17 protein-coding genes are annotated in these 20,997 nt (G+C 55.7%); 12 read left to right on the top strand and 5 right to left on the bottom strand.

All coding sequences use genetic code 11. The features are described from left to right. Positions 1–13 precede the first annotated feature (13 nt). A complete protein-coding gene (tkt, locus tag IY73_RS00290; RefSeq protein WP_053961308.1) occupies positions 14–2,107 on the bottom strand; it encodes a transketolase in 2,094 nt (697 codons plus the stop codon). Between the two features lie 195 nt (positions 2,108–2,302). Beyond that, positions 2,303–3,964 carry a polyprenol phosphomannose-dependent alpha 1,6 mannosyltransferase MptB gene (gene mptB / locus IY73_RS00285; RefSeq protein ID WP_148417430.1) on the bottom strand — a complete coding sequence of 554 codons (1,662 nt, stop codon included), beginning with the start codon at positions 3,962–3,964 and terminating at the stop codon, positions 2,303–2,305. A gap of 131 nt (positions 3,965–4,095) precedes the next feature. Between mptB and IY73_RS00280 the strand changes: the two genes are divergently transcribed. From IY73_RS00280 to IY73_RS00240, 9 genes are all read left to right on the top strand, one after another. Next, complete coding sequence (locus IY73_RS00280; protein WP_053961306.1) at positions 4,096–4,815, top strand: helix-turn-helix transcriptional regulator; 720 nt, start codon at positions 4,096–4,098, stop codon at positions 4,813–4,815. Beyond that, on the top strand, positions 4,812–6,257 hold the full coding sequence (gene sufB, locus IY73_RS00275; RefSeq protein WP_053978647.1) for a Fe-S cluster assembly protein SufB: 1,446 nt from the start codon (positions 4,812–4,814) through the stop codon (positions 6,255–6,257). Before IY73_RS00280 ends, sufB begins: the two co-directional genes overlap by 4 nt. Then, positions 6,257–7,447 (top strand): SufB/SufD family protein, encoded by a 1,191-nt coding sequence (locus tag IY73_RS00270; protein ID WP_053978646.1) that lies wholly within the window; start codon positions 6,257–6,259, stop codon positions 7,445–7,447. The genes sufB and IY73_RS00270 overlap by 1 nt, the downstream gene beginning before the upstream one ends. A 36-nt stretch (positions 7,448–7,483) precedes the next feature. After that, entirely contained in the window at positions 7,484–8,251 is a 768-nt protein-coding gene (gene sufC, locus IY73_RS00265) for a Fe-S cluster assembly ATPase SufC (RefSeq protein ID WP_053961303.1), read from the top strand. Continuing rightward, positions 8,251–9,489: a cysteine desulfurase gene (locus IY73_RS00260; RefSeq protein ID WP_053978645.1), complete on the top strand. Its 1,239-nt coding sequence runs from the start codon at positions 8,251–8,253 to the stop codon at positions 9,487–9,489. Before sufC ends, IY73_RS00260 begins: the two co-directional genes overlap by 1 nt. After that, the gene (sufU, locus tag IY73_RS00255; protein ID WP_053961301.1) at positions 9,489–10,004 is read left to right on the top strand and encodes a Fe-S cluster assembly sulfur transfer protein SufU; all 516 of its coding nucleotides are present in this window, start codon (positions 9,489–9,491) and stop codon (positions 10,002–10,004) included. The genes IY73_RS00260 and sufU overlap by 1 nt, the downstream gene beginning before the upstream one ends. Before the next feature lie 137 nt (positions 10,005–10,141). Then, complete coding sequence (locus IY73_RS00250) at positions 10,142–10,600, top strand: metal-sulfur cluster assembly factor (RefSeq protein WP_082345551.1); 459 nt, start codon at positions 10,142–10,144, stop codon at positions 10,598–10,600. Then, positions 10,601–10,882, top strand: a complete 282-nt coding sequence (locus tag IY73_RS00245; protein WP_053961300.1) for a hypothetical protein — start codon at positions 10,601–10,603, stop codon at positions 10,880–10,882. A gap of 43 nt (positions 10,883–10,925) precedes the next feature. After that, positions 10,926–12,557, top strand: a complete 1,632-nt coding sequence (locus tag IY73_RS00240) for an ABC-F family ATP-binding cassette domain-containing protein (RefSeq protein ID WP_053961299.1) — start codon at positions 10,926–10,928, stop codon at positions 12,555–12,557. A 154-nt stretch (positions 12,558–12,711) separates the two neighbouring features. Here the strand turns inward: IY73_RS00240 and acnA are convergent, their stop codons facing one another. Then, the gene (gene acnA / locus IY73_RS00235; RefSeq protein WP_053978644.1) at positions 12,712–15,408 is read right to left on the bottom strand and encodes an aconitate hydratase AcnA; all 2,697 of its coding nucleotides are present in this window, start codon (positions 15,406–15,408) and stop codon (positions 12,712–12,714) included. Between the two features lie 171 nt (positions 15,409–15,579). Here acnA and IY73_RS00230 point away from each other — a divergent pair, with 171 nt between their 5' ends. Together IY73_RS00230 and IY73_RS08750 are read left to right on the top strand one after the other, a co-directional pair. Next, positions 15,580–16,134: an Rv1476 family membrane protein gene (locus IY73_RS00230; RefSeq protein WP_053961297.1), complete on the top strand. Its 555-nt coding sequence runs from the start codon at positions 15,580–15,582 to the stop codon at positions 16,132–16,134. A gap of 286 nt (positions 16,135–16,420) precedes the next feature. Continuing rightward, positions 16,421–18,094 (top strand): NlpC/P60 family protein, encoded by a 1,674-nt coding sequence (locus IY73_RS08750; RefSeq protein ID WP_053978643.1) that lies wholly within the window; start codon positions 16,421–16,423, stop codon positions 18,092–18,094. 14 nt (positions 18,095–18,108) lie between these two features. On the opposite strand, the gene IY73_RS00220 is transcribed toward IY73_RS08750, so the two are convergent. Next, complete coding sequence (locus tag IY73_RS00220; RefSeq protein WP_148417425.1) at positions 18,109–18,927, bottom strand: hypothetical protein; 819 nt, start codon at positions 18,925–18,927, stop codon at positions 18,109–18,111. A gap of 31 nt (positions 18,928–18,958) precedes the next feature. Here IY73_RS00220 and IY73_RS00215 point away from each other — a divergent pair, with 31 nt between their 5' ends. After that, positions 18,959–19,789, top strand: a complete 831-nt coding sequence (locus IY73_RS00215; protein WP_096334778.1) for a DUF3097 family protein — start codon at positions 18,959–18,961, stop codon at positions 19,787–19,789. On the opposite strand, the gene IY73_RS00210 is transcribed toward IY73_RS00215, so the two are convergent. Continuing rightward, a complete protein-coding gene (locus IY73_RS00210) occupies positions 19,755–20,522 on the bottom strand; it encodes a TVP38/TMEM64 family protein (RefSeq protein WP_053961293.1) in 768 nt (255 codons plus the stop codon). The two genes, IY73_RS00215 and IY73_RS00210, sit on opposite strands and share 35 nt — an antisense overlap. Positions 20,523–20,997 lie beyond the last annotated feature (475 nt).

Raw genomic sequence — 20,997 nt, 5'->3', positions numbered from 1 at the left:
CCTTCCTTAAGGGTTACTTGGCGGCAGCAAGAGAAGCCTTCGCGGCTTCCACAACAGCTTCTGCAGTGATACCGAAACGTTCGAACAGCTCTTCAGCGGGTGCAGAGGCTCCGAAATGTTCGAGGGAAACAGCCTTGCCGGCAGCGCCAAGGATCTTCCACCAGGACAGTGCCAAGCCGGCTTCAACGGAAACTCGTGCCTTGACGTTCTTCGGAATGACGGAATCCTGGTAGTCGGCATCCTGCTGCTCGAACCAATCGAGGCATGGCATGGAAACGACACGTGCCTTAATTCCCTCTTCAGCGAGAGCAGCAGCAGCATTGACTGCCAGGTGGACTTCTGAGCCGGTACCGATCAGCACAACGTCAGGGGTGCCATCGCAGTCCTGCAGAACATAACCACCACGGACAACGCCTTCTGCAGCCTGCTCCTTCGTTCCGGCTAGGACGGGAAGATTTTGGCGGGACAAGGCGAGTCCCTTCGGGCCTTGCTTATCCTGGACCGCAGCTTTCCAACAGGCGACAGTCTCATTAGCATCTGCAGGGCGGAACACTGATACACCAGGAATGGCGCGCAGGCACGCAACCTGCTCGACTGGCTGGTGCGTCGGGCCGTCTTCACCCAGACCGATGGAGTCATGGGTCAGCACATAGACGACATTGGTCCCCATTTGTGAACCGAGACGAATAGCTGGACGCATGTACTCGGAGAAAATGAGGAAGGTACCACCATAGGGGAGGGTGGGTCCGTGGAGGGCGATGCCGTTAAGAATGGCACCCATAGCATGTTCGCGAATACCGAAGTGGAGGTTCCGGCCATAGGGGTCAGTTGACCACGTTTCGGTGGTGATGGCGGCCGGGCCAAAGGACCTCTCGCCCTTCACAACCGTGTTGTTGGAGCCTGCAAGGTCACAGGAGCCACCCCACAGCTCGGGAAGGGTACCTGCGAGTGCATTGATGGCACCTTCTGAAGCCTTACGGGTAGCTACCGAGGCGCCTTCCTCCCACACCGGAAGATCAGCATCCCAACCATCCGGAAGCTCGCCGGCGAACAGACGGTCAAAGAGTTCCTTCTTTTCCGGGTTGGCAGCTGCCCATGCATCGAAGCTCTTCTGCCAATCCGCATGCGCATCGGCACCACGATCGACTGCCTTACGAGTGTGCTCAATAACCTCGTCGGCGACAGCGAAGTCCTCATCGGGATTGAATCCGAGGACTTCCTTGGTGGCACGAACTTCATCGACGCCCAGTGCCGCACCGTGGCAGGAACCAGTGTTCTGTTTGGTGGGCGCAGGGTAACCAATAATGGTGCGTACAACAATGAGAGAAGGCTTATCCGTGACCTTCTTAGCGGCGTCAATAGCAGCTTCGATGTCGGCAATGTTCTCGCCGCCGTCAACATGCTGAACGTGCCAACCGTAGGCTTCGTAACGGGCAGCGACATCCTCGGTAAAGGCGATATCGGTGTTTTCTTCAATCGAAATGTCGTTGTCATCGTAGAGAACGATGAGGTTGCCGAGCTGCTGAGTACCAGCAAGTGAACAAGCTTCCGCGGTGACACCCTCCTGGAAATCACCGTCCGAGGCAATGACGTAGATGTAGTGATCGAAGGGAGACTCGCCAGCTGCAGCCTCGGGGTCGAAAAGGCCGCGTTCACGGCGTGCCGCCATGGCCATACCCACCGAGGTAGCAAGACCTTGGCCGAGCGGGCCGGTGGTCATTTCCACACCATCAGTGTGACCGTACTCGGGGTGGCCGGGGGTGAGAGATCCCCAAGTGCGGAGATCTTTGATGTCCTGCAGCTCCAGGCCGCAGCCGCTGAAGTAGAGCTGGACGTACTGGGTGAGGGATGAGTGGCCACAGGAGAGGATGAATCGGTCGCGACCAACCCATTTTGGATCCTTCGGGTCGAGACGCATCACCCGCTGGTAGAGGGTGTAGGCGAGAGGGGCAAGACTCATCGCAGTACCGGGGTGGCCGGAGCCGCACTTCTGGACGGCGTCGGCAGCGAGTAGACGGGCAGTGTCGACAGCTTTGCTATCGAGTTCGGTCCAATCGCTGGGGTAGTTCGGTTCTACATATTTCTTGAGTTCCGGGCTCAATGACATGGAGTGCTCCTTGTTCAGTGGTCCACTAAGCGTTCTTTCTGTTTAGTGTAGGCGGACAACCTGGTTTGTCGACGTGAATTATCGAGTTATTCTGCGGCTTTTCTGCTTTCCTGCAACAACGGCAAATCTACAGGAGGGGAGTTTCCTAGAATTTGCCAAATGTACCCTAAAGATCAAGAGACCTGTTGTCTAGCTTTAATTTTCATTCATCGCAGAAAGGCGATTGTGACGCACCGCATTGTCCCGATTGAACAGCATGCGCCACGTAAAGAGCCCAGCTACCAATAGCACTAGCGTCTCGATAACGAGGGCCACATTGAGAGAAAGTGGCATAGTGCCGCCCTGCGGCATGATCCAGATGGACACAATTGCGGAGATCACCACCACAGGAATGCGATAGCGCCGATCATTAATCCATGCCGACAGCGCAACCACGCCCCACAGTAAATACCAGGGGTGCATTACTGGGAAGCACAGCACGATGACGAACATTGACATCCCAAACCCGCCAACCGGGTGAAGCTCTCCCAGGTACACCTTCCACAACGCCCAGCAGAGGAATGCAGTGGCAATAAGAAGTCCAATCACGATAAAAAGGCCACGCAGCGCTTCATAGTGGTTACCTAGCCCCAAAAGGCTCCCCACTGCAGTCGCGGCCTTCGCAGCATCATTCGTTAACGTCAGCACTGTGGGGTACTGGGCAGCCGCACCTGTAGTCGTAATCCATGCCCAACTGGTCCCACCAAGCACTGTAGTCAAGACTACCGTCACCGCCATGATCGCGACCATGACGATACCCATAAGAGGGATCGCCCACCAGCGTTTCCACCAGCGACGAGCAGCCTCCATACCGAGAAAACCCAGCGCCACCATTGCAGGTAATTTGATGCTCGCCCCCAACGCGATCAGGCAAGCGCCAAGAAGGAGAAACCCCCAACCTCGTACCGAACGCCGAGGGAAGCGGGTGCCTTCCAACCCAATCGCGAGACCTACCATTGTCAGCGCCAGCATGATGCCCTCGTTGTGGATGCCAGCCACCATATGGAACAGCGTAAGCGGGTTAAGTACCCCTAACCACAGCGCGGTTGCTGCCCGCATATTGCAGCGGTGTGCCAGCCAACGTACAGCAATAGCCAGCACAACAAGAGAAATAAGCGCGAGGACCCGGTAACAGACAATCGCGGCAACGATGTTCTCTCCGGTGAGTGCACCAATAAGACGTGCTATCGCAATAAGACCGGCACCATATTGGGCAGGGGTGTGACGCCACTCCAAGGGGACGTTGTCCACTAAGGGACCTCCGTGGAGAAGATCCTGCGGGCCTCCAGCGTAAACGTCAAGGCCTTGGTGCGCAGCATAGCCGAATGCCACATAGGAGTAGACATCCTTGGAAAACATCGGAGCTGTAAAAAAGAGCGGGATAGACCACCCTGCTAACACCGTCCAGGATTGTCCACGAGTCATTTGGGTGATGTCTGTCTCTCCCCGATGGTAGTGGCGGATGGGGAGTGCGTAGCGCATCATCGTTAGCCAACTGACGACGAGGACAGTAGTCCCGATAAGACACAAACCGACTGCTGCGAATGGGGCGCGAGCCAACACATTCAACACGGGCACCGTGGAAATAGGATTCTGCGCCATCACCGCACCGCCGCCCCAGCCCCCAACGGCGATGAGGAGAGCCGCCATCGTACCGATGAGCCTGACGACACGCCAACGCCGTGTCGATTCAGCAGACAGGGGGGCGACGATGGCTTCTTCACGGTGGATAACACGCAGAATACTGCCGCGTGGGCGACCTAAAGAGGCCGCTTCACCTGCAGAAGACGTGTGTGTTGCGGAGGGCGATAGTGTCACGCCTTAAGCGTAGCGGAAACAACTGTCAGGCAAAGCTACTCGGAAAGTTAGGCAGTCCTTGCTAGACCTCGCGAATTATTTAAGCAACACTAGTGTTGGCAAAAGTAGAAAGCACCACGGAAGGAGTACTGATGCGTTACTTTAAACGATCAGCACAGCCGTCCTCGCAGCCTACCCACGATACCGTCACCACTCGTGAAGCTATTGCTCGACTGCTTCTTCACGGCCCTCTTACAGCCTCAGCAATCGCCGACGAACTCTCTCTCACCACCCCTGCGGTGCGCCGCCACCTAAGCATTATGGCGGAAGAAGGTGTCGCTACGGCGGTGGACCCGTCACCCTACCAAGAACGGGGGAGAGGCCGCCCGGCAAAACTCTTCCACCTCAGCGATGTTGGCCGGTCCCACTTCGGACACGCCTACGATGACCTTGCCGTGGATGCCCTCCGGATGGTTCGAAAACTAGGTGGAGAACGTGCTCTCGTCGATTTCGCCCAACAGCACATGAGGGACGTTGTCGCAGACATCGCCCCCCTCAGTGAGGACGCAAGCCGTGATGAGGTGCAGCAGTGCGCTGAGAAAATCGCGAATGCCTTTAACCAGAGTGGCTTCGCGACATCTGTCGAGAATGCACGTGGCGGTGTACAAATCTGCCAGCACCACTGCCCGGTAGCGCATGTTGCTCATGATTTTCCGGCCTTGTGCGTCGCTGAGCATCAGGTTCTTTCCGAACTGCTCAATACCCCCATTCAACGACTCTCCACCATCGCCTATGGGGCACACACCTGCACTGCCAATATCAGTGTGCCTCAACCCACTGCTCACACCTACGCGGAAAGGGAAGAAGCATGACGCAGACCCTGCCCCCAGATATTGACAACATTATTGCTGAGCGCGATAAGAACATCGACGAGATTGGCCGCTATGACTACGGCTGGCACGACACCGACACCTTCGGCGCGACTGCTCGTCGTGGCCTTTCTGAAGACGTTGTGCGAGAGATTTCACGGCTTAAAAATGAGCCCGAATGGATGCTCGAGATTCGTCTCAAAGCTCTCAAGATTTTTGCGGCAAAGCCACTGCCGACCTGGGGACCCGATCTCTCTGGCATCGACTTCGACACCTACAAGTACTTCGTCCGCACCACTGAGAAACAGGCGACCACATGGGAAGACCTTCCCGAAGACATTCGTAACACCTACGACAAACTCGGCATCCCGGATGCCGAGAAGAAGCGACTCGTCTCCGGAGTTGCCGCTCAATACGAGTCGGAAGTGGTCTACCACAAGATCCGTGAAGACCTAGAAAAGCAAGGCGTCATCTTTGTCGATACCGACACCGGATTGCGCGAATATCCTGAGCTTTTCCAGAAGTACTTCGGCACCGTTATTCCCGCTGGGGACAATAAATTCTCCGCCCTCAACACCGCTGTCTGGTCGGGTGGATCGTTCGTCTATGTTCCCAAGGGAGTCCACGTCGTAATTCCCTTGCAGGCATACTTCCGCATTAACACCGAGAATATGGGGCAGTTCGAACGCACCCTCATCATCGTCGATGAAGATGCGTACGTGCACTACGTCGAAGGGTGTACAGCACCGATCTACCAGACTGATTCATTGCACTCCGGCGTCGTCGAGATTGTCGTAGAGAAGAATGCCCGGTGCCGTTACACCACTATCCAGAACTGGTCCAACAACGTCTACAACTTGGTGACGCAGCGCGCTAAGGCTGCAGAAGGCGCCACCATGGAATGGGTGGACGGCAATATCGGTTCCAAACTCAACATGAAATACCCGGCCGTCTACATGATGGGTCCGCATGCCAAAGGTGAGGTTCTGTCCGTGCAGTTCGCTGGAGAAGGACAGCACCAGGATACCGGCGCGAAAATGGTCCATATGGCGCCCTACACGTCCTCCAACATCGTGTCGAAGTCGGTGTCACGCAGTGGTGGACGATCTGGCTACCGCGGGTTGGTCTCCATTCACAAGGGTGCACATGGCTCGTCGTCATCGGTGAAATGCGATGCCCTACTCGTTGACGACATTTCACGCACCGATACCTACCCGTACGCAGATATTCGCGAAGACGACGTCACGATGGGCCACGAGGCCACCGTTTCCCAGGTTTCTGAAGAACAGCTTTTCTACCTCATGAGCCGCGGATTGACCGAAGAAGAAGCCATGGCAATGGTGGTACGTGGTTTTATCGAACCCATCGCGAAAGAGCTTCCTATGGAATACGCACTTGAGCTCAACCGCCTCATCGAACTGCAGATGGAAGGAGCAGTCGGTTAATGACCTATACCGCACACAAGGCGGACCGCGTCTTCTCCACATCGGTTGAGGATTTCCCCCGCCCACACGGCAAACTGGAAGACTGGCGTTTTACTCCGACACGGCGCTTCGCACCGCTTGCACAGGTTTCCGACGAATCCTCACAACGAGCCTGGACAGTAGATCTCTCCACCCCCGGGGCTGCTCAGCTCATGCGAGTCGCCCGTACGGATTCTCCCGCAGGACAGGTTGAACTGCCCTCCGATCGGCTAGCAGCAGTGGCGTGGAATGGTAGCAGGGATGTGGACGTCTTGCGTTTTTCCGGCGGTGCAACCGCTACAGAGCCCACGGTCCTGTCTATCGGTACCGCAGCCGACACTCACCTTCCCACAGATATATCAGCTAGTAATACCTCCGCTCCTGCCACGGTTACCTATGGACATCTCGTCGTTGAGGTGCCTGCCAACACTACTGCCGAACTGCTCGTGTACCGCTCCGGCGAGGGTATGCAAGCTGACAACATCGAGTTTTCGGTAGGAGACGATGCGACGTTAACTGTCGCATTCGTCAACCTGTGGGATGACGATGCTGTTGTTGCCTCTGCACATCATGCTTACGTGGGGCGGGATGCCCGGCTCCGTCACGGCCTTATTACTCTCGGCGGCGGTGCCACACGCACAACCACCTCGGTGACCTACGGAGGTTCTGGGGGAGACGCCGAAATGCTCGGTCTATTCTTCGGGGGGGTGGGACAGCATGTCGAGAACCGGCTGCTTGTCGACCACCAGTTTGCGCACTGCCGGTCAAACGTCAACTACAAGGGCGCTCTCTTGGGTAACCCCGACTCAAAACTGGGCGATGCCCACGGCGTCTGGGTAGGGGACGTTCTCATCCGTCCGGAAGCTCATGGAACGGACACCTACGAAAGCAACCGTAACCTTCTCCTCAGTAAAGCTGCCCGAGTCGACTCTATTCCTAACTTGGAGATCGCCACCGGTCAGATTATAGGTGCTGGACACGCATCCACTACCGGACGATTCGATGAGGAACAACTCTTCTACCTGCAGTCCCGCGGTATTGACGAAGTGACTGCCCGGCAGCTTGTGGTACGTGGCTTTTTCCACGATATAGTCCACAAACTTAATCTTCCCAGCCTCGAAGAGGAGCTTGATGCCATCGTCATCTGGCAGCTTGAACGAGCTGGCCTCTAGAGAAACTCACAACTACTCCCGCTAAAGGAAAACGCAATGTCCGCACTCGAAATCAAAGACCTCACTGCACAGGTCAAGCGTACCGACGAGACCGAGGAGCCCATCGAGATTCTCAAAGGCGTCTCGCTTACCATCAACTCTGGAGAAACCCACGCCATCATGGGACCTAACGGCTCTGGTAAGTCGACTCTCTCCTATGTCATCGCTGGCCACCCCAAATATGAAGTGACAGGTGGGTCTATCTCTCTTGACGGTTCCGACGTGCTGTCTATGACGGCCGATGAGCGGGCACGTGCTGGTCTTTTCCTCGCTATGCAGTATCCCGTTGAAGTACCGGGTGTTTCTACCTCGAGCTTCCTCCGCTCTGCTGCAGCTGCTGTGCGTGGAGAAGCACCTCGGCTCCGACAGTGGGTCAAAGAAGTTCGCGAAGAGATGGAATTTCTCCATATAGATCCGGCATTCAATGATCGATCTGTTAATGAAGGTTTTTCCGGTGGTGAAAAAAAGCGCTTTGAGACCTTGCAGCTCGCACTCCTCAAACCTAAGTTCGCCATCTTGGATGAGACCGACTCCGGACTGGATGTCGATGCTCTCCGACATGTCTCCAAGGGCATCAACAAGTATCAGGACGAAACCAATGGTGGCGTCCTCCTCATCACCCACTACACCCGTATCCTTCGCTATGTGAAGCCGGATGTTGTCCATGTGTTTGCCAACGGAAAGATCGCTCTTACTGGTGGCCCAGAACTAGCTGACCAGCTGGAAGAACAGGGCTACGACGAGTTCGTTGGGAAAGGGAAGTAATGTTTGACGTCCAGGCTGTACGTGCCGACTTTCCCATTTTGAACCGCACTGTGCGGGGGGAGAAGCCGCTGGTATACCTCGATTCGGGGGCAACCTCGCAAAAGCCACTGCAGGTATTGGATGCTGAGCGCGAGTTTCTTCTTCACCACAACGCTGCCACCCACCGAGGTGCGCATCAGCTTGCTGAAGAAGCAACTGATGCCTACGAGAATGCACGTGCAAACGTTGCAGGCTTTATCGGTTGCGCCGTCGACGAGGTTATCTTCACTAAAAACTCGACTGAGTCTCTTAACCTCGTGTCCTACGTTCTGGGGGATGAAAGAGCTGGTGGCTACCGTGTTACCGCAGGGGATGAAATCATCATCTCGGAGGCGGAGCACCATGCGAATCTCGTCCCGTGGCAGGAACTCTGCCGACGCACTGGTGCCATTTTGAAGTGGTTTCCCCTGCAGGATGATGGCCGCCTGGACCTCGACGCAGTCGACATGACCGAGCGAACCAAAGCGGTGGCTATAACACACGCCTCTAACGTGACGGGTGCCATTACTGATGTTGCCACCGTGGTTGAACGCGCTCACCAGGTTGGGGCACTCGTCGTTCTTGATGCGTGCCAATCCGTTCCCCATATGCCAGTCAATGTCACTGCGCTTGGCGTCGACTTTGCTGCATTTTCTGGACACAAGATGCTGGCCCCGTCGGGCGTAGGTGTGTTGTACGGCCGCGCACAGATCCTGCAGGGCCTACCTCCCTTCCTCACCGGTGGTTCCATGATTGAACACGTCACCATGGAAAAGACCACCTATGCGGCTCCGCCGCAACGCTACGAAGCTGGTGTCCCCAACATGAGCCAGGTCATTGGCCTTGGTGCTGCGATTAGCTACCTGGATGTTTTAGGAATGGATAACGTTTTTGCCCACGAGCAAGAACTCACCCGGTACGCGCTTGAGCAGCTCAATGGCCTACCTGGTGTCCGTATCATCGGTCCAAGTACACCGGAACAGCGAGGGAGCGCCCTCTCTTTTACAGTCGATGGTATCCACTCCCATGATGTGGGCCAGTTCCTCGATGACGATGGCATTGCCGTCCGGGTCGGACACCACTGCGCTGAACCATTGCACAGCCGCTTCGGCATTTCTGGCACTGCCCGCGCTAGCTTCTATATCTACAACTCCTGTGCTGACGTCGATCAGCTGGTAGAAGGAATCCTCCGCGTACAAAAGTTCTTTGGAGTTATCTAATGCGCTTGGAAAGTATGTACCAAGAGGTCATCTTGGACCACTATCGGCACCCCAATGCGCGGGGCCTACGCGATGATTGGGATGCGGAAGTACACCATCACAACACGTCTTGTGGCGACGATATTCGGCTACGGGTACACCTTGACCATTGTCCCGAAGACCCCCGAAACCCGGAGAAAACCCGCATCCGCGACATCTCTTATGACGGTGAAGGGTGTTCTATCAGCCAGGCATCCACGTCCATCATGACGGAGCAGCTGATCGGCCATACAGTGGCGGAGGCCTTCGTCATTTGTGATCGTTTCGAGGAGATGATCACCTCCCGTGGGCAGGACGAGGGAGACGAAGCAGTTCTGGGTGACGGTATCGCGTTGGCCGGTGTCTCGCAGTATCCTGCGCGAGTGAAATGTGCGTTGCTCGGCTGGATGGCGTTTAAGGATGCTAGTTCGCAGGCTTTGGATGATTCCATTGCGCTCGGTAGTAGTACGTCAACGGAAGTGGGGAAGGATAACTAGTGAAGCCTGATTTCACCTCGCCACAACAGCACGAGCAAGAAGCAGCTGTGCTCAACGCGCTTGCGGCATTAGACAGTGCTGCTGCAGAAGACGGCGAAAACCCCGGCGCTGACCCGCTGAACAGCACCACAACACGAATGCCACCAGAAAGCGATACTGACGAGCAGACAGCTCCTGAGATCACTGACGACACCGACTTCTCCACATGGATTCTTGAGGATTATCGGGCCGTCAAAGCTGAAGACCTGGCAAAGCTACCCGATGACATTCCCGCTGCGACTGATGCAGAAATTCAAGAAGTGTGGGAGGCGATGTTCGAGGTCGTGGACCCAGAACTCGGCGTGAATGTGGTCGATTTGGGCCTGGTCTATGGGGTGGAGATGGATGTTGCCCGTCGTGCCACTGTCAACATGACATTGACGTCGCCGGCATGCCCGCTGACTGACGTGATTGAAGATCAAGCATTCGTCGCTGTGTGTGCAGAGGGACATGCGCGAGCCTTGCGGATAAACTGGGTGTGGATGCCCCCGTGGGGTGCCCACATGATCACGGATGATGGACGTGAACAACTTCGCGCGTTAGGTTTTACCCTCTAAATGAAGTCAAAGATCATTATTGCGTTTTTGGCACTGCTCCTCGCCATTGAGTTCGCATTGGCCGCCTATGCCATTCTTGCTCACCAGTGGCTGGGCTTGGTCGTCATGACTATCCTTATTTTCGCAGTGATGTATCTGCTCGATCGAGAGGTGCGTCGCATGCGCGGTGAGCTTCCGCCGACGCAACGCGTATCACAGGGTGCAGCTCAACAATCGAGTGTGAAGCGGGGAAAGCCCGGTTCCGGTGGTAAGCTCGGGAAGCCTAATACACCCTCCTGTTAGGGCGCTCATCCACTACCTCGTTTATCTCTCGTTTCAGTTTCCTATGATCTCTTTTACTGACCTCGAAGTGCGTGCGGGCGTCCGTACGCTTCTTACTGTACCTGGCTCTCTTGTTGTTCACGAGGGGGACCGTATTGGCCTAGTAGGACGTAACGGTGCAGGTAAGACCACCACGATGCGTATTCTCGCTGGGGAAACAGAACCTTATGCAGGTACCATTGTGCGCTCTGGCGAGATAGGTTATCTGCCGCAGGATCCCCGCGAAGGAGATCTTCAGACGACAGTGTTGAGTCGTGTTCTTTCTGCCCGCGGTCTGGACAGTATTGCCCGCAATATGGAACGCCAGCAGTACATCCTGGAGACGGCTGAAGACGATAAGACGCGCGACCACGCTATTAAGAAGTTCACTCGGCTAGAAGAACGTTTTAATGACCTGGGTGGTTACAAGGCGAAAGGTGACGCAGCGCGCATCTGCAACTCCTTAGGGCTTGAACAGCGAGTCCTCTCGGAGGCACTCGAACACCTCTCTGGGGGACAACGGCGCCGCGTCGAATTGGCCCGTATCCTTTTCGGAAGCTCTCAAGCTGATGGCAGCAAAGCAGGAACGACACTGCTGCTGGACGAGCCCACTAACCATTTGGATGCAGATAGTATCCAATGGCTACGGGAGTTCCTTAGCCAGTACACTGGTGGACTGATCGTTATCAGTCACGATACGGGCTTACTTGATGCTGTCGTAAACAAAGTGTGGTACCTCGACTCCATACGCGCAGAGATCGATACCTACAGTATGAGCTGGGAACGCTACCTGGCTGCTCGCTCAGCAGATGAACAACGCCGCCGCAGAGAACGTGCCAATGCAGAGAAGAAGGCAGCAGCGCTCCGAGCACAAGCTGCCCACCTGGGAGCTAAAGCGACAAAGGCGGCCGCAGCTCATCAAATGGAGCGGCGTGCCCAACGTCTACTCGATGAAGCTGCAGAAGTCCGCCAGGCGGAAAAGCATGCCAATATTGCTTTTCCACAGCCTCTTCCTTGCGGGAAAACCCCACTGACAGCTGAGAACCTTTCCAAAACCTATGGCTCTCTCGAAGTGTTTTCCGGAGTTGATCTGGCCATCGATAAAGGCAGTCGAGTCGTCATCCTCGGACTTAACGGTGCCGGTAAGACGACGTTGCTGCGCATTTTGGCAGGTGTGGAAGAGTCTGATGGAGATGGCACTGTTGTGCCTGGTCATGGGCTGAAACGTGGTTACTTTGCGCAGGAGCATGACACTTTGCAGTTGGATGCGAGTGTATGGGACAACATGGTGCGACAAGCCCCCGATGCGGGTGCACAGGATCTGCGCGGTCTCCTTGGCGCTTTTATGCTGACCGAACAGATGTGGGAGCAGCCAGCCGGAACATTGTCGGGTGGTGAAAAAACTCGCTTGGCCCTCGCAAGCTTGGTCTGCTCCCAAGCTAACGTACTGCTCTTAGACGAGCCAACGAACAACCTAGACCCGATTAGTCGGGAGCAGGTACTCGAAGCTCTGCGAACCTATGAAGGCGCTTGCGTGCTGGTAACACACGATCCAGGAGCAGTAGAAGCGCTAAAGCCAGAGCGGGTTATTGTTCTTCCTGATGGTATAGAGGATTTATGGGGTGAGGACTACATGGAGATCGTGACGCTCGCTTAGCTTTCATAGCATCGACAGAAACAACTAGGGACAAACTTTTACCACCTGCTGTGAGCAGGGGCTGCCCCAGACTGTGCGATGAACTGACGATTGCCGGCTAGCTTCCACACGGGAGTCTAGCCGGCAATCGTGTCGAGAAGGCAGAAAGGCGGGCTTAGTCGTTCTTCACCATGTTGCGAAGGACGTACTGCAGGATACCGCCATTCCGGTAGTAGTCCGCTTCACCAGGTGTATCGATACGAACAATGGCGTCAAAGGTCACTGCAGTTCCGTCTTCATTGGTAGCGGTCACCTTCACTGTCTTGGGGGTGATACCACTGTTTAGTTCAGTGATGCCCGCAATGTCGTAGACTTCTGTTCCGTTTAGTCCCAGCGATTCGTGACTTTCGCCGGCGGGGAACTGCAACGGGATTACACCCATACCGATGAGGTTAGAGCGGTGAATGCGCTCGAAGGATTCTGCGATCACCGCCTTAACGCCCAGAAGAGCGGTCCCCTTGGCCGCCCAGTCACGGGAGGAACCAGTACCGTATTCTTTACCTCCGAGCACAACCAGCGGGATACCAGCAGCCGCGTAATTTTGAGCAGCGTCGTAGATGAAGCTCTGCGGTGCTTCAGGTTGGGTGAAGTCGCGAGTATAGCCACCACTCACACCGTCGAGCAGTTGGTTCTGCAGCCGGATGTTGGCAAACGTACCACGCACCATGATCTCATGGTTGCCACGGCGCGATCCGAAGGAGTTGTAGTCCTTTTGTGCTACTCCATAGGAATCAAGATACTGTGCAGCGGGTGTGCCAGGCTTGATGGCGGAGGCGGGAGAGATGTGGTCAGTGGTGACGGAATCTCCCAACTTTGCAAGCACACGGGCACCTTCCACATCCATGACGGGCTCCGGCTCGAGACCCATGCCATCAAAGTACGGAGCTTTGCGAATGTAGGTGGAGTCCTCATTCCAGGCAAACGTATCGCCCTCTGGAGTATCGAGGCTCTGCCACCGGGTATCTCCGGCGAAAACATCCGCATAGTCCTTGGCGTACATATCTTCAGTGATGGCGGAAGAGATAATGGAGTCAATGTCCTCATCGGATGGCCAGATGTCGCGGAGGAATACCTCGTTGCCCTCGTGGTCCGTACCAAGGGGCTGGGTATCAAAATCGATGTCGAGCGTTCCGGCAATCGCATAGGCGATGACCAGCGGTGGGGAAGCCAAGTAGTTCATCTTGATATCGGGGTTAATGCGCCCTTCGAAGTTTCGATTACCGGACAGCACCGAGCATGCGGCCAAGTCATTGTCCTGAATGGCCTGCGAAACTTCAGGGATGAGAGGTCCACCGTTACCGATGCAGGCGGTGCAACCATATCCCGACAGGTAGAATCCGAGCTTTTGGAGGTATTCCCACAACCCGGCCGTCTCGTAGTAGTCAGTAACGACCTGAGAGCCGGGACCCATCGTTGTCTTCACCCAAGGCTTCACAAAGAGTCCTCGCTTCACCGCATTGCGGGCAAGTAAACCAGCGGAGAGCATGACAGATGGGTTCGACGTGTTGGTGCAGGAGGTGATAGAGGCGATACCGACGATGCCATGGTCGATATCAAACTCTCCATGGTTGGCAGTTGTCACATGGACGGGGCGGGAGGGACGGCCTGCCAGATCGCCTTCACCGGCGAGATCGTTGGTGTACGCCCGGACTGCTTCACGCCAGGTTTCCTTTGCACGGTCAAGGGTGATGCGATCTTGGGGGCGTTTGGGGCCAGCGATCGAGGGCATAACGGTCCCAAGGTCAAGCTCGAGATATTCGGAGTACTCGGCCTCGACATTGGGATAGTGCCAGAGGCCTTGCGCCTTGGTGTAAGCCTCCACGCGCGCGATTGCGTCGTCGTCACGCCCAGTGAGCCGCATATAGTCAAGCGTCTCTTGGTCGATGGGGAAGATGGCACAGGTGGAACCATATTCGGGAGACATGTTGCCGATGGTGGCACGGTTAGCGAGTGGCACGGCACTAATACCCTCACCATAGAATTCGACGAATTTGCCGACAACACCGTGTTGACGAAGCATATCGGTGATGGTGAGGACAACATCTGTGGCGGTAACGCCTGGCTTGGTCTGACCAGTGAGTTTGAAGCCCACAACGCGCGGAATCAACATCGAGATCGGCTGGCCCAGCATGGCAGCTTCGGCCTCAATACCACCAACGCCCCAGCCGAGGATACCAAGTCCGTTTTCCATGGTGGTGTGAGAGTCCGTTCCCACACAAGTATCGGGATAGAGCACCTTTTCGTTGTCCATGATGACGCGCGCAAGGTATTCGATGTTGACCTGGTGCACGATGCCGGTTCCTGGTGGTACCACACGGAAATTGGAGAAGGCGCCTTGCCCCCACCGAAGGAACTGGTAGCGCTCTTCGTTCCGCTCGTATTCGATAGCGACGTTCCGCTCAATCGCATCCGGGGTGCCGAAAAACTCAACGATTACGGAGTGGTCGATCACCATCTCTGCTGGGTTAAGAGGGTTGACCTGGTCGGGGTCGCCTCCTAGCGCAGTAACGGCCTGACGCATGGTGGCAAGGTCAACGACGCAAGGAACACCAGTAAAGTCCTGCATAAGGACACGAGCGGGGGTGAATTGGATTTCGACGCTGGGGTCAGCTGAAGGATCCCAGTGAGCAAGTGCATTGATGTGCTCCGCGGTGACATTGGCGCCGTCTTCAGTGCGCAGCAGGTTTTCTGCTAGTACTTTCAATGCATAGGGCAGTTTCTCTACTCCGGGCACAGAGTTGAGATTGTAGTAGCTGTACTGCTGTCCATTCACCTCAAGGGTGTCTAGCGCGTTGAAGGAATTAAGGCTCATGCAGACGCTCCATTCTGAATGTTTTTGTCGTCTTTAGGGTACCGTACCGGCTGGACCTTTACCGAAGCGGTGGATACGCCCCGAGGTTATGCTCATATACCGCGTGAGATACCGCGCCGCCTGGGCATTTCAGTAGACTGGGGGAAGTCCCGGTAGACCGAGAGAGGTTTCATGACTGATTCAGCACCGCTTCCTACAGTTACTTGTGATCCCGCCCTTCCAGAAGGTATTAATCCTGCTGCTATCGCCGCAGATTTACAGAAGGACGGAGTATCGGCTACCCCAGAGTTGGAAACCCCCTTGCGGGAACGTGTGGAGCAGGCTCGCAGTAAGGGTATGGATTTGAAGATCGTCTATTACCCCGGTTCCGATAAAGACTTCACTGCGCCTCGTAATCTAGCGGAGCTTCTACATCCGCATGTCAGCGGCACGATCCTGGTGATGAATGATCGGCAGGTGGGTTCAATGAGCCCCGTGTATCCCCGTTATGCACTTGAGCGGGCGGAGAACAACGTAGATCGCGTGGTGGGGGCAAAGAACCTTTATGCTCCACAGCAGGTTGTCCGAGCGGATACGTATATCCGGGATGTGGCAGGGAGCGGACTGGATTGGGCCCCACTATCTGGTGGCATTGCTCTCACTGCAGTTCTGTCGGTGGCAGCAGTGGTCGCGGTAATGAAGCGTAAGTTGGCGAATTTGCCGGTGGCGGGTGGAAACACTCACTAGCCTTGCTACCGCTTCTGTGAGTATTTGGGCAGCAGTTTTAACGATCTCACTATCTGGAAACTGTTGCCTTTTGTGTATCACCGTAAACCTGCAGGTAACCCCAAAATACCTGCTGACCTGCATATACTTACACGTATGTAATTATGTTAAACAAGTTTTATATGAGACCGAAGTGTCGTACGGTACTAATGTCACATAAGTGGAAAATGCCACATGCGTGGAGAGTGAGGACCGTGCTCGGGGAAGAACACGGTACTCATTTTCGCGTAAGTGGAAAGGAGTAGCCGTGGGCACCCCACATAAAGCTCACCGAAAGAAAGCCATCAAGACGACCGGCCGCGCACTGGTCGGAGTTGGCGTCACCGGTGCCGTCGCATTTACCGGCGCTGGACTCGGACAGGCTCAACCACACATCGATAGCCACCGGACGGGTTCGGGAGCAGAAGCCAATCTCGACGCACTGCTCAAACAACTCGCCCACGCCAATCAAGACCTCGCCACCCTCAACAAACAACTGGGGCGAGACCGCGAACGTGCTAACAAAGCACTGGTCGACCTTCAACGTGCTCGCGCACATGCAGTTGACGCAAAAAAGGCCGCAGCGGAAGCCGCAGTCGAGCTTGCCGTCGCCCAGGACAATGTTTTGCGCGCACAACAACAACTGAACGCTATTGCAGCGGACGCCTATCGAAACGCGGCGACGAGCAGTACCACGCTTGATCTAATGAGCGGCGAAGACCCGGATTCTGTCGTGGCGCGCGACGCGGTGATCAGCCGTGCAGCAGCACAACAGGGTTCTGTTGTCGACGAGCTCAAACAAGCTCGTGCAGTGAGCGCTAACCGGTCCTCTCAAGCCAAGGAAGCAGCTTCTGCAGCAGAGGCAGCCACACAGCAAGCTGTGTCGCGCAACCACGATGCGGAATCTGTTCTGCTTGCCGCACAAACTGCCGTCAACACCAAACAGAAAGAGATTAAGCGTCTCACCAAGAAACGCACCGCTATTGCCAAAGAACTGCGTGATCTACAGGTGGCAACAGTCCGCTCTGATACCGAAACCGGCTCGGGTGTGGATACAGCATCTCTGCAAGCGGGCCTAGAACAAGGCCTCTATAGCACTGGCACTATTGCTCGTGCGGCCGGCAAGACCGCTATGTCCGCGCATGTGGATGTCACTCACGTCTCTTCTGTAGCTGACCTCGCTAAGCTCCCCGTCGAAGCACTACAGTCCATTCCGGAATCTGAATGGCGCCGCCTTGGAAGCACCGTTCAAACTGAAGTAGCAAAGCAAAGCCCTGAGGCAGCTGTTGCTGCTGGTGTAGCCGAAGATGTCGCTATCAAGAGTATTCCGCATCTTTCTTTGGTGACTCGTAGCATCGATCTCCTCGCCAGCATTCCTGATGCTATCGAAGGTGATGGAAACGCCAACAGTGTTGTTCCGGACTCCACGACGGCTGGTCCGTCTACCAGCACCACGACGGTGATGAACACCCCCGGCAGCACCCCCTTTAGCCTCGATACGCTCTTCCTATCCGCCCGCCAGAAGGTGGAAAAAGTGGTTCGCCGCGGCATGTCCCAACTGGGTGTGCCCTATGCCTGGGGTGGTGGCAACGTCTACGGGCCAACCCGCGGTATCCGTGATGGCGGCGTGGCAGACTCCTACGGCGACTACAACAAGATCGGCTTCGACTGCTCTGGCCTAATGGTCTACGCTTTCGCGGCACTCGGATACAACCTGCCTCACTACAGTGGTTACCAGTACACGTCTGGCTTGCAGCTGCCCGTGTCGCAAATGAAACGCGGCGACATGATCTTCTATGGGCCTGGTGGTAGCCAGCACGTTGCCCTCTATCTGGGTGATGGCATGATGCTGGAGGCTCCCTATTCCGGTGAGGTCGTCAAAGTAAATCCAGTCCGTTGGGACGGCATGTCCCCCTTTGTCGTTCGCATGGTGACGAGTTAACCCGTATTACTTCGTTACTGAGCCAAGTGGCCATAATTCCACTCATTCCAGGCAGTGCCGCGCGCCCGCTGAACTGTTCGCAGTAGGGGGAGAAGCGCGGCTTCTGTCATCTGTGTATACCTCCGAGCCACTGCCACAATGGCGTCGACGTGATCAGCTGCTAAAAGCAGCTCCAGATAACGACCATCAGCACTCGGTGGATAGAGGATTGAATCACTCACAAGTAAAGCTTCATCAATATCGATAAGCGCACTTCGGAACTCTTCCTGCTGGGCAGCTTCCACCACTCCAGAGGATGACTGCAGACGCCGTAATGACTCTTCTTCTGCCCTTCGTAGGCTGCCTAAGGCGGCACGCGGCCCTTCGTTGACAATGGGGGAGAGAGTCCCGTGGAAAGGAGTGAGACGCCACACAACCACCTGGGGAGCAATTGCCGTAGCAGTAAGGATCTCGGAGGCAACAAACTCGCCATCGGGGGCTTCTACCGGATGTCCCAGTGCAAGTGCCGAACCACCAGACACAGTGATCAATTCTCCGAGCGCCTCCACAGTCATGTGTGTTTTTGAGGGTGCCTCCAAGTGCCCAGAATCAACGCGCGTTAGACCGCTAGACAGTTCTCCATAGTCACCAGGAAATACCTGTACAAGCCGCATACTCCAGAGTCGGGTCATCCGCAGTAACTCGACCAGACCATAGTAGGTATGACCATCGCCTGCCACTACTCGGTGTTCGCGTGCCCATCGTAAAAGCGCCTCGATGACGTCATCTGGGCTTGTTTCGCCTCGATGTAATGCCGGAAGCCACCAAGCGGCGGAAAATAGGGGAGAAGCCATAGCAGTCATCTTAGTGACTATGCTGGGATCCATGTCTCGCTGGAATGATCGTTACGGCACTGATCCGCTGGCATCGCGCCATACCGCCCGCCGCTACCGGGAGGTCGAAGGTACCCGAGGGCTGATTATCGAAGATGCCGCGACCGAATACTGTGGAGCTGTTGTCGGTTTTGAAAAGTCGGACAGTGGTCTTCTTGTCCGGTTGGAGGACCGACACGGCCGAGTCCGTGTCTTTCCGACTAAACCCGGTCTATTGCTGTTGGAGGGCGAACCCATTCACCTCGTACGTTCCCGGACGACTCCACGTGGACCACAACTTTCCAATAGTGGCTCCCGCCTTACCTCACACCCACAGCGCGCGCGCACTGCTCGCGCTTCCCGAATCTGGGTAGAAGGCAAACACGATGCCCTTATTGTCCAACAGGTATGGGGACACGATCTCACACAAGAAGGCATTGTGGTCGAGGAATTGGCTGGGCTGGACAATCTTCCTGAGCGGCTAGCCCTATTTGGGCCCTCCCGAGTGCGGCGTGTCGGTGTCCTTGCCGACCACCTTATTACTGGCACTAAAGAGACCAAACTGGTTAACGATGTCGGCGAGTTTGTCCTTGTTGCAGGGCATCCCTTTGTCGACATTTGGGCGGCCGTGAAACCCGCGACGGTAGGTATTCCTTCCTGGCCAGATGTTCCCCATGGCGAGGAGTGGAAGGCGGGAGTGTGCCGACGTCTCGGTTGGGGTACGCCCCAGGAAGGCTGGCAGAGAATAGCCTCCCGCGTAAAAACCTATCGGGATCTTGATTCGACACTCATTGGCGCCGTCGAGCGCCTTATCGATTTTGTGACGGAGCCGGGGGCTCTCTAAGAGAAGTCGTGACGGGCATCTTCGCGTCGATAATGAGCCCACCAATGCCCGTTGCGCAACAGCACACGCCGATAAGGAACACCCACGGATTCGCATGCCCCACTGCAGCCTCTCCGAAGAGTACACCGGCAGTGGTTCCGGGAGCACTGCCGACAACCGTGGCAAAAGCAAAGGGGGCAAGTTTCACGGGAGTTAAGGCGGCCGCGTAGTTCAGGACGGAAAATGGTACGAAGGGGATGAGCCGTAACGACCCTACGGCGAGCCAACCGCGTTTTTCTAGCCGCTCATTGAGCGCATCAAGCATAGGGTGGTGAAGATGGTTCTCCACCCACTCCCGAAATACGTAGCGGGTGAGGACACACGCCACAACGGCAGAAAGTAGAGATGCGCTTAAGCACACTGTTAGTGCTAGTAGGGGTGGAAAAAGTATTCCCGAAGTGAGGGTAAAGAGAGTGCGGGGAATGGGGAACAGCGTGAAGAAGATATAGCACAGGAAGAACACTAGGGGGAACCAGCTACCTAGCTGGGCGACACCTTGACGGACGACAACCAGCGGTGGCACATCAGTGAGTACAAGCAATGCCACAAAGATAAGCAGGATCAGTGGGGCTGTGAGCTGTTTCCAGCGCGGGGCACTATAGAATCCTGCCCAAATTTCACGGGCAATATAGACCAGCAATGACCACAGTCTCCGCAACGCATTGCGCGTCCGCGACAGCAGTTCCTGCGACATTGTTCATCCTTCTGACGTCCCTGTGTTGATGATAGAAAAAACCCTGCAACATAGAAAACTAGTGGTGGTTGCTCTCTATCTTCCTGCATTCCGCCACACCCCACCTGTAAACGCGTGTCCAGAATACAATCAGAAAAGAACTCACAGCAGAACAACTGCTAGGAGGCTCTTGTGACCTACTACACGGTGTTTATTGATAGTGCTGGGGCAGCTGGCCCCGATAAAGCTCATCCAACCGCCATATGGAACGAGCATCAAGCAAGAGCAGCCTACTGTCATCAACATCCCTACAGATCCCACCACTACACACCCGATTACGCAGATACAGCAGGGGGCCGCTGACGAACACCCTGACCTACCGCATGGAGATCAGGCTCACGACTCTCATGATCCATAGTGTTTGGAGGGCACAACACTCTCCAGAGAGCGCGTCAGCGTAAAAGACTTTATAGAGATAAGAACCCTGCAGCTTGGA

The organism is Lawsonella clevelandensis, assembly GCF_001293125.1.
Taxonomy (GTDB): Bacteria; Actinomycetota; Actinomycetes; order Mycobacteriales; family Mycobacteriaceae; genus Lawsonella; species Lawsonella clevelandensis.
Note: the sequence above shows the minus strand (reverse complement) of the source record. Positions and strands in the feature narration are given on the sequence as shown.